13 protein-coding genes are annotated in these 12599 nt (G+C 39.9%); 11 read left to right on the top strand and 2 right to left on the bottom strand.

All coding sequences use genetic code 11. From position 1 onward, the window contains the following. Nucleotides 1-196: 196 nt before the first annotated feature. Nucleotides 197-1072, bottom strand: coding sequence for a permease (locus RMA95_RS02925; protein ID WP_311069545.1), 876 nt, complete (start codon nucleotides 1070-1072; stop codon nucleotides 197-199). Between the two features lie 251 nt (nucleotides 1073-1323). Here RMA95_RS02925 and RMA95_RS02920 point away from each other — a divergent pair, with 251 nt between their 5' ends. From RMA95_RS02920 to RMA95_RS02900, 5 genes are all read left to right on the top strand, one after another. Beyond that, nucleotides 1324-1542 (top strand): Sec-independent protein translocase subunit TatA, encoded by a 219-nt coding sequence (locus RMA95_RS02920; RefSeq protein WP_002053267.1) that lies wholly within the window; start codon nucleotides 1324-1326, stop codon nucleotides 1540-1542. A gap of 11 nt (nucleotides 1543-1553) precedes the next feature. After that, the gene (gene tatB, locus RMA95_RS02915) at nucleotides 1554-1991 is read left to right on the top strand and encodes a Sec-independent protein translocase protein TatB (RefSeq protein ID WP_311069544.1); all 438 of its coding nucleotides are present in this window, start codon (nucleotides 1554-1556) and stop codon (nucleotides 1989-1991) included. Further along, nucleotides 1988-2758, top strand: coding sequence for a twin-arginine translocase subunit TatC (gene tatC, locus RMA95_RS02910; RefSeq protein ID WP_002053474.1), 771 nt, complete (start codon nucleotides 1988-1990; stop codon nucleotides 2756-2758). Before tatB ends, tatC begins: the two co-directional genes overlap by 4 nt. A 176-nt stretch (nucleotides 2759-2934) precedes the next feature. Continuing rightward, nucleotides 2935-4920, top strand: a complete 1986-nt coding sequence (locus RMA95_RS02905; RefSeq protein ID WP_311069543.1) for an alkaline phosphatase PhoX — start codon at nucleotides 2935-2937, stop codon at nucleotides 4918-4920. Between the two features lie 201 nt (nucleotides 4921-5121). Continuing rightward, nucleotides 5122-7314, top strand: coding sequence for a PhoX family phosphatase (locus RMA95_RS02900; RefSeq protein WP_311069542.1), 2193 nt, complete (start codon nucleotides 5122-5124; stop codon nucleotides 7312-7314). A gap of 45 nt (nucleotides 7315-7359) precedes the next feature. Here RMA95_RS02900 and RMA95_RS02895 read toward each other — a convergent pair whose 3' ends face one another. Then, nucleotides 7360-8139, bottom strand: a complete 780-nt coding sequence (locus RMA95_RS02895) for an NRDE family protein (protein ID WP_311069614.1) — start codon at nucleotides 8137-8139, stop codon at nucleotides 7360-7362. 93 nt (nucleotides 8140-8232) lie between these two features. On the opposite strand from RMA95_RS02895, the gene lgt reads away from it, so the two are divergent. From lgt to RMA95_RS02865, 6 genes are all read left to right on the top strand, one after another. Next, complete coding sequence (gene lgt / locus RMA95_RS02890) at nucleotides 8233-9051, top strand: prolipoprotein diacylglyceryl transferase (RefSeq protein ID WP_311069541.1); 819 nt, start codon at nucleotides 8233-8235, stop codon at nucleotides 9049-9051. A 73-nt stretch (nucleotides 9052-9124) separates the two neighbouring features. Next, on the top strand, nucleotides 9125-9484 hold the full coding sequence (locus RMA95_RS02885) for a hypothetical protein (RefSeq protein WP_209048604.1): 360 nt from the start codon (nucleotides 9125-9127) through the stop codon (nucleotides 9482-9484). 11 nt (nucleotides 9485-9495) lie between these two features. After that, nucleotides 9496-9861, top strand: coding sequence for a hypothetical protein (locus tag RMA95_RS02880; protein ID WP_311069540.1), 366 nt, complete (start codon nucleotides 9496-9498; stop codon nucleotides 9859-9861). Between the two features lie 165 nt (nucleotides 9862-10026). Beyond that, a complete protein-coding gene (gene thyA, locus RMA95_RS02875; RefSeq protein WP_002115009.1) occupies nucleotides 10027-10869 on the top strand; it encodes a thymidylate synthase in 843 nt (280 codons plus the stop codon). A gap of 44 nt (nucleotides 10870-10913) precedes the next feature. Beyond that, the gene (locus RMA95_RS02870; protein WP_032048141.1) at nucleotides 10914-11423 is read left to right on the top strand and encodes a dihydrofolate reductase; all 510 of its coding nucleotides are present in this window, start codon (nucleotides 10914-10916) and stop codon (nucleotides 11421-11423) included. A gap of 14 nt (nucleotides 11424-11437) precedes the next feature. Beyond that, nucleotides 11438-12493 (top strand): DUF4105 domain-containing protein, encoded by a 1056-nt coding sequence (locus RMA95_RS02865; protein WP_311069539.1) that lies wholly within the window; start codon nucleotides 11438-11440, stop codon nucleotides 12491-12493. Nucleotides 12494-12599: the final 106 nt, after the last annotated feature.

The following is a 12599-nucleotide window of genomic DNA, read 5'->3' as shown; positions in this document are numbered from 1 at the left end:
GTTAGAAAGTATTCGGCTTTGTATAGGCAATACTTTACTTTTGTTTTGGCAAAAGTAACAAAACCATTTATGTCACTGACGGTACATCCTGAGCGATTTCCAAAGCACTGCTTTGGAAATCAGCGCAAGGCAGTGACATGGCGGCATCCATGCCGCCTTCGCACAAGCAAATGTGGGGAAGAAAATTTAAAATTAATTATAATGCTACATGTAAAAACACTGCATAAATCGCAATACACACACAACTCACAATCGTCCCCGATGCGATATAAGCCGCCGATCTTCCCGTCCCTTGATAATGTGTCTCTAACGCTACAATATTGGCTGCTGGTGGCAAACAGAACATTAAAAACATCACCCCTATTTGCTGGTTTATATTTGGAATCGGTAGAAACCTATAAGTTAAGCCACATAGAACAAAGCCACAGGCGACTTTAAAGGCTTGAGCTTTTGTACTGTAAATTAAGTCTTTTGCATAAACTCTGGTACGGCGTAGCCACATTCCAAGCACACACATACCTGCGAAAGTCATCGCAAATTTAGCAACCTCATAAACCCAATGTATAGCAGGGCTTTCAATATGCTGGGCCCCTAAAAGTCTGAGCACAACAGCACAAAATATCGATATACAAGGTGGGGAAGTTAAAACCTTTTTTAATATATTGAGCTTATTTTGCGGTGCAGTAGTGACTGCCGTAACAGCCCAAGCATTGCCAAAAATTGACATCCCAATATATAAAGCCACAATCGGAGCAGTCGCTTCGGGACCAAATAGAGCCATCGCAAAAGGAAAACCAAGCCATCCCATATTGGTATAGCTTACACAAAGGGCCAGTAAGCGGTCTTTAAATAAAGCCAAATAGGCAAAGAAAATAATAAATGCCGACCCAAAACTAAAGAGCATTAAGCTCAAACTTCCCGATTGATAAAAGACCATGTTGTAAATGATCACAATCGGAATCAGGAGTCGTGCAAGCCAAGCTGAAAGAATAGGTTTTATGGTTTCTGCGATAGAGGTCTGAGCAAGTAAAAGTCCGGTGATAAATGCCAATACAGGCAGTAGTAATGCCACGCTCTCTCCTCTTGCTCATTAAAAACAGCTTGTTATGCTACACCTTTTGATTTTGAAATGTATGATCTATTTCACGTAAATTGGTCTAAAATCTAAGTTAAATAAAATTTAAAATTACTCAGACAAATATCTTTAAAAATCTAACCGCAACTGACGACTTATAAATACTGTCTTAAAAATGAAATATAAGTGTCACATTCTTGTCATGGCAACCTGTTGATATAAAGCGAACTAAAAAGAGGTATAAAATCATGGCTGGTTTATCTATTTGGCATGTCGTTATTTTCGCAATTGTGGTTATTTTATTGTTCGGTACATCTAAATTAAAAAATATTGGGAAAGATGTTGGCGGTGCAGTAAGAGACTTTAAAAAATCAGTTCGTGAAGAAGACGAAGCTGCATCTTTAAATACTCCTCGTACGATTGATGCACAAGTTAAAACATCTGAAAGTACATCAGTGAAAAGCTAAAGGTTTGTCCCATGCTTGATGTAGGAATGACAGAGCTACTCTGTTTTGCAATTATTGCAATTTTAGTTTTAGGTCCAGATAAGCTTCCCGAAGCTGCACGTTTTGCAGGTCGTTGGTATGTTCGACTAAAACGCTATATCACCAATTTGCAAAACGAGATTGATCAGGAGCTGCGTCTTTCTGAGTTCCGCAAAGAAATGCAAGAGGAACTTAACCGCATCGAAGCATTGGAACGAAAAGTACAACAGCAGCTTGAAGAAATACAAAAACAGCAGATTTCAGAACATTTAGAAGTTCCAGAAACGCCTAAAACAACACAAAAGCCTATTCGGAAATGTATTCCTATATCAGACCATTACAAAGTGCCGTATGTTGCCAAACTTACGCCATTAGTTCCTCAAACTGATATTTCAGAAACATCTCCTGTTGAATTGAAGATTGCCGTATGAACCAACTGCCTTCAACCACTGTAAATAGTCAAGAAAACCTAGACCAAATGCCAATCATGAATCATTTGGTGGTTTTAAGACGCCATTTATTCAGGATTGTAGGGGTAACATTATTCTTATTCTTTTGTTTACTACCCTTTCGAAATAATACTTACCAATTATTATCTGAGCCTTTAAGGTTACAACTCCCTGCATCATCTTCAATGATTGCAACAGATGTAACAGCAACCTTTATGGCGCCATTTAAACTTAATTTATTTGTCGCACTTATGCTTGCAATGCCATTTATTCTTTATGAAATATGGTCTTTTGTTCGCCCTGCGCTTTATCAAAAAGAACGCCATTTAGCGCTACCGTTACTGATCGGTAGTATTGTTCTATTTTATGCAGGTGTCGCTTTTGCTTATTACATTACCCTGCCGGCAATATTACATTTCTTTATTAGCGTTTCACCTGAAACAGTAGCGCCAATGACCGACATTAATAGTTATTTAAGCTTCTGTTTAAAGCTATTTTTAGTGTTTGGTGTCACTTTTGAAATTCCTATCGCAACCTTATTACTTATTTTAATTGGCGTAGTAAATACTCAAAGCCTTGCTGAAAAAAGACGTTTTATTATTGTGGGATGTTTTTTTGTTGCTATGTTTATTACCCCGCCAGATGCGATTTCAATGGTGATGCTAGCGATTCCAATGTGGTTGCTTTTTGAAATAGGCCTACTGTTCGGTAAGATTCTTGAGAAGAGAAAAAGCCAGACTGCTGAATAATTTAAAACTTCTCTTTAAAAGCCCAAACATTAAGATTTGGGCTTTTTACTTTTAAATCGCTTTAATTAATCAAATTATAAACTGTCTTCAAAGTGACTTAAAAATGTAAGAAAAGTGTCATTTCCAATCCATAGAATCGACTCAACAAATATACACACAAAAGTTACGGATTTATTATGACAACTGCTTCTAACCACCCAACACGTCGCGATATTTTAAAATGGTTTACGGGGATTCCTTTTCTTCCATTAGGTGCGATGGCTACGGCAGCAACGTTAGCAGGCTGTAATGACAGCAATAATGATTCAGATGTTGTTACTCCACCACCAACAGTAAACTTTAAAAATGCAACTTTTACTTCAATGGCTGCACCATCTTTAGCAAACCCAGCAGCGATGGCAACCACAACTGTTGGATCAAGCCTCTCAATTAGCTGGGAAGATGGCTCAAAAACTGACTATACATTAGCGTATAAGCCATTCTTTACCACAGGTGATCTGGTTGCAGATGGTAAAGGTGGAAAAATTCTAGCGGGTGGGTATGTTGATATTAATAATCAACCAATTATTGATAAATCAAAACCAGGGCAAGAACGTCAATTCTTCTCTGACTGTCCAGATGGAAGCTCTTTAATTAGCTTTAAACAAGCAACAGGGCGTGACTTTACCGATGCGGACAAACAAGCTTTAGGTGTTACAGGTAATCCTGTATTTCACGTCGTTCAGTTTGAATATACGACTCGTGACCAAAGCTTAGCGTCTATGTATGGCTTACTACCATCTCCAATTGCGATTTTAACTTTAGACCAAGACCCTAAAACTGGTCATTTAACACTGGTTAAATACCACAATGTCGATACGTCTAAAGTAAACGGTTTATGGATTACTTGTGGTGCAAGCTTATCTCCATGGGGAACTCACCTTTCTAGTGAAGAATACGAACCAGATGCAAACAATGTTGCTGGAAGCTATTTACCAGTATTTAGCAAAAACTTATTTGGTGACAGTACCAAAGGCAACCCATACCACTACGGTCATTTACCAGAAGTTACTGTAAATACAGATGGTACAGGTTCAATCAAAAAACATTACTGTTTAGGTCGTATCTCGCACGAACTTATTCAAGTTATGCCAGATAACCGCACTGCATTGATGGGTGATGATGCAACGAATGGCGGTTTATTCATGTTTGTTGCCGATAAAGAAAAAGACTTATCTGCAGGTACGCTCTATGTTGCTAAATGGAAGCAAACTTCAGGCGTAGGCGCTGGTGCAGGTGATATTTCTTGGATTAACCTTGGTCATGCAACAAGTGCAGAAGTAAAAAGCTGGGCAGATCAATACAAGATTTCAGACTTGATGGATGTAAAAACTACAGATCCTCAAGATGCAAGCTATACCAAAATCCGTTATAGCGGCAAAAATAACTGGGTCAAACTTGTACCGGGTAAAGAGCGTGAAGCAGCTTTCTTAGAAACGCATCGTTATGCAGCTTTAGTGGGTGCAAGTATGGGCTTTACCAAAATGGAAGGCACAACTGTCAATATTAAAGACAAAATCGCATACTCTGCGATGTCTTATGTACAGTCTTCTATGATTGATAAAACCACTGATATTCAAGTGCAAGGTCCAAAAGCTGGTGCAGTTTATGCGCACACTTTAAAAGGCAGCCAAGTCGACAACAAAGGTCAGCTCATTAACAGTGAATGGGTATCGACTCATATGGAACCGCCAGCCGCTTTAGTTGGTGAAGACCTCACAACTGCTGATGCTTTGGGTAACCTTGCAAATGCAGATAAAATTGCAAATCCAGATAACATTAAGTTCTCTGAAAACTTACGTACGCTCTTCATTGGTGAAGACAGTGGTATGCACGTAAATAACTTCTTATGGGCATATAATGTAGACACCAAACAATTAAGCCGTATCTTATCAACACCTGCTGGTGCTGAATCGACAGGTTTACATGCTGTAGATGCGGTGAATGGCTGGACTTACATCATGAGTAACTTCCAGCATCCGGGTGACTGGGAATCTCCATTACACGATAAAGTAAAAGCGACTCTTGATCCTCTTGTTCGTGCAAACTACAAAGATCGTTTTGCAGCGGCAGTTGGTTATATTACGGCTGACCCTCTAGCACCATCTGTTGTGAAGAAATAATTCTTACCACAACTCAAAAGAAGCCTGCTTTATGCAGGTTTCTTTTATTTACCCCCCATAAAAATAAAAAGTACTTTTCTTTTTGACTAAACGATCAAATTTTTCATTAAGTTATCATTAAAACGTCAAGACCTCGTCATATTCAAAACTTAAGCTAATCAAGACATTTAGAAAAAACTTATTTTGAATTAGGAATTTAATATGAACGATTTAACCCCATATCATGAAGATCAGGAACTAGACAACAACACTTCAGACAATATTCACTTTCGTGATGTTTTAGACCAATACGTAAGTCGTCGTAGCCTCATTACTAAAGCAGCAAGCGGCGCTGTGGCATTAACTTTAGCCTCTACTTTAACGGGCTGTAATGATAATAACGATGACTCTGGTTCTAACAATGGTGGAACTGCTCCAGTCGATCCGAATAAAAAGCCAGAAAAACTTACCTTTACGCCAGTTGCTAAAAATTTAAATGATATTGTAACCGTACCAGAAGGTTATGAGGCAAATGTGATTTACGCTTTAGGTGACTCTATTAATCCTTCTTTTGGTGATTGGGATGATAACAATATTCCATCTGGTCCAAGCTTCCAGTTTCGCTCTGGCGACTGCCACGATGGTATGCACTATTTTGGTTTAAACACATCAACAAACCGTTTTGATGAAACTGTTTCAGCACAAGGTTTATTGGTGATGAACCACGAATACATCAACCAAACCTTCTTGCACCCTAAAGGTCCAACCAAAGTTGATGGACGCCGTCCTGAAGATGAAGTCATTCGCGAAACCAATGCTCATGGCGTTTCTGTAGTTCATATTAAAAAAGACCCTGCTACACAAAAAGTAGAAGTTGTAAAAAACTCTATTTTTAATAGACGTATTACAGGATCTACAGTCATGGACTTTGCGGGTGCAGCAGCAGGGTCTAACTTACTTTCAACGCGCTTTTCACCTGCTGGCCGTCAGACTCGTGGTACACACAATAACTGTGGTAATGGCTATACACCTTGGGGAACATACTTAACCACAGAAGAAAACTTTATCGGTTATTTTGCCCGTAGCACAACTGATGACACTCTACGTGCTCCAGAAGAAATTATTGCCCTTAAACGCTATGGTCTTAAGGCAGGGTCGAGTTCTCGTTACGGCTGGGAAACCGCAATTGGTCAAGTAGAGGCACAAGACCTATATGACCGCTGGAATGCCGATGTAAAAGCAGCTCAAGCAACCCAAGATTACCGCAATGGTCCAAACACATTTGGCTGGATGGTCGAAATTGATCCATTTGATAACCGTCAAAATCCGGTTAAACGTACCTCATTAGGCCGTTTTGCCCATGAAGACAGTGCATGTCGTGCCGTAGCAGGTCAACCAATCGCATTTTATATGGGTGACGACTCTCGTGGCGAATATATCTATAAGTTTGTTTCAACCACAGTGTGGGACACAAAAGATATAAACGGCGGCTATGCAGCTGGTGACAAATACATGAACTCAGGTAAGTTGTATGTTGCCAAGTTTAATAACGATGGTTCAGGTCAATGGATTGAACTTGCCTACGGTAAAAATGGTTTAAATGAAAGTAACACTACCTATCCATTTAAATCTCAGGCAGACGTAGTCACCTTTGCGCGTTTAGCAGCAGATTCAGTCGGTGCAACAAAAATGGACCGCCCAGAATGGGCAACCGTCAACCCGATTAATGGCGAAATTTATGTCACACTCACCAACAACTCAAACCGTGGTAAAGATTACCCTACAGATGCAGCCAACCCTCGTAACTATACGGACCTATATGCAGGCACAAAAGAACAAAAAGGAAATGTGAACGGCCATATCATTCGTTTTAGAGAAGCCGATGACAAAACAACTGCTGAAACCTTCAAGTGGGACATTTACTTATTTGGTGCAGAAGCTTCGATGGCTTCAAACATCAACTTGTCAGGTTTAACAGACAATAATGACTTTTCATCTCCAGATGGTATGTGGTTTGACCCACGTGGTGTTCTCTGGATTGAAACAGATGACGGTGCTTATACAGATGTCACCAACTGTATGATGCTTGCTGCTCTACCGGGTCAAATTGGTGATGGCGGTGCGGCAACTACATCAAATGGTCAGCAAACCATAACAGGCGCTAAAGTTACAGACGCAACATTACGCCGTTTCTTAGTCGGACCAAAGCAATGTGAAATTACTGGTATTGCCATGACACCGGACTATAAGGCAATTTTCATTAATGTTCAGCACCCTGGTGAAGACTCTCCAAGTTACGCAAAACCAGAAAGTAACTGGCCTGCCACACAAAAAGATCCAAGCAACAAAACTGCGCGCCCACGTTCGGCAACTGTAGTTATTACCCGTAAAGATGGCGGCGTTATTGCTGGTTAATTTATTTCTCCCTAGAAAAATGCCGATCATTTGATCGGCATTTTGTTAACGATTTAGAGGTATCTGCTGCTGTACAATTTGGCCGCTATGTTCACCTTGCTGGGTCTTTTCCAACCATATCCATTCATTATTGGTCATTCTTAAAAAATTCGAACAACGTGTTCCATATACTGGGCTTTGAATAAAAGTCGATGATAATAATTCTTCCATTTCTGGTTGAATGCCCGTATTTGGCAACAATGCTGTGGTGACCTTACGCTCATCTTCTAAAATATCCCACGCTGCATGTTGCAAGCTTAACTCTTCTGTTTTGTGCTGATGCATAGGCAAGAACTCTTGCGTAAAACGGGTTCTTAAATGTCTGGTTTTCTCCCAGTGATCGGACATTAAACCATTCGAAACTACATACACGCCATTGGCTAATACTTGAGGAGCCTCACCACGGTTACTCATATAGACTGCCTGATCAACATTTCCCATAAACAGGTTAAAACCAGCAAAGTTCTGTTGCTGTTGTTCCAATTGTTGAGCAAAACGAATCGGCAACAAATCAGACTCTAAAAAAGCCTGAACTAAATGACCACGAGAAGTCTCGTATTGCTGTTTATCACGTCCATCACGGAAATTGGTTAACACAGCCCATCGGCCCTGTGGCGTAACGCCCATCCAAGTGCCACCGGACTGTAAGTCTTGCCCAGCAATGATTGGTGTATGTTCCCATTGATGCAACAATGCGGTTGGTCGGTGATAAAACTCATCACGGTTTGAAATAAGACACAAGGGCATATCATCCAGAACATGCCATGCTAAAGCCACAATACACATTGATTCTTGTTCCCTATGTTTACACATTGAATGTACAACATTTTTCACATCATTCCGCTACAATCTGTCAAAACGTAAGATCAAGGAGCAGCAATGCTGACCTATCCTAATATCGATCCGGTCGCAATACATCTAGGACCTCTTCAAGTCCATTGGTATGGACTCATGTATTTATTGGCATTTTTATGTGCTTGGGGACTCGCTTCCTACCGTGCCAAACAGCGTGATGGCTGGACATCGGACATGGTTTCCGATCTGGTGTTTTACGGCGCTTTAGGTGTTGTACTCGGCGGACGTATCGGCTATGTGCTTTTCTATGAATTTGATAAATTCCTTGAGAACCCAATCTGGTTATTCCAAGTCTGGACTGGCGGTATGAGCTTCCACGGCGGCTTCTTAGGCGTCATGATTGCAATGCTATTCTGGTGTAAAAAATATCAAAAAACATGGTTCCAAACACTCGACTTTATTGCCCCTTGTGTACCAACAGGCTTAATGTTCGGACGCTTCGGTAACTTTATTGGTGGAGAGTTATATGGTCGTGCGGTTACAGATCCGAATTATCCATTTGGAATGATTTTCCCAACCGATCCATTACATTTGGTTCGCCACCCTTCTCAAATTTATCAAGCACTTTGTGAAGGTTTAATTCTATTCATTATCTTGTGGTGGTTTAGTTCAAAACCTCGCCCACGTATGGCCGTTTCAGCACTATTTTTAATGGGTTACGGCGTTGCACGTTTTGTAATGGAATTCTTCCGTCAACCCGATGCCGACCAAGGTTTCATTTTATTTGGCTGGATGACTAAAGGTCAGATTCTTACAGTTCCAATGTTGCTAATTGGCCTTTGGATGATGGGGTATGCCTATCAAAAGAAAATTTATGACTGGGGCCCACAAAAGAACAGTTAACATCTAAATCAGAGGAGTTTCGGCTCCTCTTTTTTATGCTACAGTTTTTATCTCCCAAGAAAGAAGATACACCATGCTGGAATTCTGGTTTAACAAGCAAGTCCCGACTTTTAAAAAATTAATCATTTTAATTATTACCCTCCTAATCTGTATTGGGTTATATCAATATCAACCATTGCCATTAGATACCATTTTAATGTTTACGGGAACTGGGGTTATTTTTTTAATCTGCCGTTACTTTAAATTGCATTTTGCTCAAAGCAACCCAACCGGTTTACTTTACCGTCTATTTACATGGGTCCCTATTGCCCTCTTGTTTGCACTTATTTTTGTGAAAGCCATGCCTAACTTACTTATTTGGGGCGTTCAAGGCATTGCATTTATGGCGCTTGCTGCTTTTATTTTTTCACCACAATCGTTATTTAACAAATAGGCTCCCGTTTTATGTTGGCTTATTGGTACAACGCACCGCGTCACATTAAACTCATCTTCATTATTGTCGTTTGTGCTGCAATTTATGCAGCCAATCAAGTTCAGTCTTTATCATCGACTTACACTGTTCTTAGCCTCGTGTTAGGGTTCGGGCTTCATTTCGGGCAATATTTACAAACAAAAATTCTAGAGCACAGCTCATATAAATCTAAATTCCAGTTTCTGCTTAGAATTTACCCTCTCCTTATTGTTGTTATTGTGATGTGGTTATTGCCCCCTCAACACAATTCGATCGCAACGATACAAGCTTTAGGCTTTGTACTGGTTGGATTTTTTCTTGTTTCAATTTATCAAAATCGTGCCAAGCGTTTTGAATAATTACGCCTCTTGAAATGCCATAGAACTATTTTTAGATTTTCATCTTGAGCTACAACAGGTATCATCTTCAATGGTTCATGATGAAGCAGCTCTATTGCGTAATTATTTATCGTTGAGCTATCTCCCCCCTTTATTTTATGGAATTAATCCGAACTCGAGAGTGTTATGCGTGCATATTTAGACCTACTACAACATATCCTTGATAATGGCGGTGACAAAGGCGACCGTACAGGCACAGGAACCCGTTCTGTATTTGGTCATCAAATGCGTTTTGATCTCTCTAAAGGTTTTCCTTTACTCACCACAAAAAAAGTTCACTTCCGTTCTATTGTGATTGAGTTACTTTGGTTTTTAAAAGGCGACACCAACGTCCAATATTTAAAAGACAATAAAGTTTCAATTTGGGACGAATGGGCTACAGCAGAACAAACAGCTCGTTTTGGCCGCCCAGAACATGAACTAGGCCCAGTTTATGGCCACCAATGGCGTAATTTCGGCGCAACTAAAAATGCTGACGGTACTTATAATCAAGATGGCTTTGACCAAATTAAATGGTTAATTAACGAAATCAAAACTAACCCAAATTCGCGCCGTTTAATCGTTTCTGGCTGGAACCCGAATGAAGCAGGACAAGTTGCATTGCCACCTTGCCACACACTCTTCCAATTTTTCGTACAAGACAACAAATTGTCATGCCAGCTTTATCAACGTAGTGCTGACGTGTTCTTGGGCGTGCCATTTAATATTGCTAGCTATGCCTTACTCACCCATATGATTGCTCAAGTGTGCGGTTTAGGCGTAGGTGATTTTGTTTGGACAGGTGGCGATACGCATCTTTATGCCAACCATTTCGAGCAGGCACGACTACAATTAACGCGTGAACCATTACCACTTTGCCAATTAAAACTTAATCCGGAAGTTAAAGACCTTTTCGATTTCAAATTTGAAGATATCGAGATTGTAGGTTACGAGTCACATCCAGCAATTAAAGCTCCGGTTGCAGTATAACGACGGCTTAAATTTCATTAGATTACGGTTTAGAGAATAAGATTATGGCATGGCAAAATGTAGAAGTTGTCCACGTTGTCGCAATGGACAAAAATCACTGTATTGGTAAAGGCAATGCGTTGCCATGGCATATCTCTGCCGACTTAAAACATTTTAAAGAAATCACCCAAGGTGGTGTGGTCATCATGGGCCGTAAGACTCTTGAGTCTATGGGCCGTGCTCTACCGAACCGTGTGAACTGGGTGATTACCCGTGACATTAACTGGCACTTTGACGGCGTAAAAATTGCGTATTCAATTGAAGATGCTTTAAACGCAGCTTTAGAAGACGCCAAAAACACTGAAAAGCAGGCGCTTTTCATCATTGGTGGTGGTGAAATATTTAAGCAAACCTTGTCAATTGCAGACCGTCTCGAGCTCACTCATGTTGACTTAGATGTCCAAGGTGATGCACATTATCCAACTATACCGAGTGAATTTCATAAAACTGCGAGCGAGCAGCAAGTAGATGAAAAAACAGGAACTTCATTCGAATTTGCAACTTATAAAAAATAATTTTATGGCCGCCTATGCACAATATCGGAACACGTGAATTTATTATCGCCCTCCTCTTCGGCGCTTTACATGGTTTATTCACGTTGTTTATTGTGCTTTCCAGTATTTGGGTATGTTTAGCGCTTTGGGTGCAACAACCTTTTGGCTGGTTAGGTAGCCGTATTATTATCGGCATATGGATTGCCTTTGCATTAAGTATGGCTGGCTTATATTTCAATGGTCATATTATTAGCCGTCGTACAGATATCTTAATTTATCTTTTAGCTTTTGCCTGTTCTCTGGTTTGGTATTTCTCAATTACTGCACGTCAAGACCGTGACTGGAACCCTGAAGTTGCCAATATGCTAAGTTACGAAAAACACGGCGATGTTATTACTTTGCATAATGTCCGTAACTTCAACTGGCATCCCGATGGTACTTATGACGTTCGCTGGGAAACCCGTACTTTTGACCTGAACCAGTTAAATGGCATAAATATTATTACCTCTTACTGGATGGGGCCACAAATTGCCCATACACTCGTCAGTTTCGAATTTAAGAATCAACAGCCTTTAGTTTTTTCAATCGAGATTCGCAAAGAAAAAACTGAAGAGTTTTCGGCAGTGGGTGGCTTTTTTAGAAAATATGAACTGAGCTTAATTGCATCTGATGAAAAGGATATTGTCTACACGCGTAGCAACATCCGTAAAGAGCAAGTTTATAATTTCCCAGTCAATATGCCACGTTCAGAACAAAAAGCGTTATTTTTAGAATATCTTAAAAAGTCAGATGAGCTACGTGCACAGCCAAAATGGTATAACACTCTCACAAGTAATTGTACAACCTTGATTTTTGATATGGTTCAAGCCATTAACCCATATCAGCTTCCTAAAGATTATCGTTTAATAGCCTCTGGTTATCTACCTAATTATTTATATGATCTTAAAGCGCTTAATCAAAATATTAGTTTAAAGCAGTGGTATCAAATCGCGCATATCAATCCACGTACTGAGCATTTTGAACAACTTTCAGATCAGAGTAGTGAACACTTCTCTCAAATTGTGCGACAAGGTTTACCCAAAGCTGACTAGAGTCTGCTTAATATTTTATAAGCTCATTTTCGCCAAATATCAGAAAAACACTTTGTTAACTTTGAAAATAATTTGCAAGAATCACAAAGTAACTCCATAACTTAAA

The organism is Acinetobacter sp. V110_1 (assembly GCF_031798975.1).
Classification (GTDB): Bacteria; Pseudomonadota; Gammaproteobacteria; order Pseudomonadales; family Moraxellaceae; genus Acinetobacter; species Acinetobacter nosocomialis_A.
Note: the sequence above shows the minus strand (reverse complement) of the source record. Positions and strands in the feature narration are given on the sequence as shown.

Coding starts and splice junctions, on each gene's coding strand:
- RMA95_RS02920 (WP_002053267.1), top strand. CDS start 1,324: ATGGCTGGTTTATCTATTTGGCATGTCGTTATTTTCGCAATTGTGGTT.
- tatB (WP_311069544.1), top strand. CDS start 1,554: ATGCTTGATGTAGGAATGACAGAGCTACTCTGTTTTGCAATTATTGCA.
- tatC (WP_002053474.1), top strand. CDS start 1,988: ATGAACCAACTGCCTTCAACCACTGTAAATAGTCAAGAAAACCTAGAC.
- RMA95_RS02905 (WP_311069543.1), top strand. CDS start 2,935: ATGACAACTGCTTCTAACCACCCAACACGTCGCGATATTTTAAAATGG.
- RMA95_RS02900 (WP_311069542.1), top strand. CDS start 5,122: ATGAACGATTTAACCCCATATCATGAAGATCAGGAACTAGACAACAAC.
- RMA95_RS02895 (WP_311069614.1), bottom strand. CDS start 8,139: ATGTGTATTGTGGCTTTAGCATGGCATGTTCTGGATGATATGCCCTTG.
- lgt (WP_311069541.1), top strand. CDS start 8,233: ATGCTGACCTATCCTAATATCGATCCGGTCGCAATACATCTAGGACCT.
- RMA95_RS02885 (WP_209048604.1), top strand. CDS start 9,125: ATGCTGGAATTCTGGTTTAACAAGCAAGTCCCGACTTTTAAAAAATTA.
- RMA95_RS02880 (WP_311069540.1), top strand. CDS start 9,496: ATGTTGGCTTATTGGTACAACGCACCGCGTCACATTAAACTCATCTTC.
- thyA (WP_002115009.1), top strand. CDS start 10,027: ATGCGTGCATATTTAGACCTACTACAACATATCCTTGATAATGGCGGT.
- RMA95_RS02870 (WP_032048141.1), top strand. CDS start 10,914: ATGGCATGGCAAAATGTAGAAGTTGTCCACGTTGTCGCAATGGACAAA.
- RMA95_RS02865 (WP_311069539.1), top strand. CDS start 11,438: ATGCACAATATCGGAACACGTGAATTTATTATCGCCCTCCTCTTCGGC.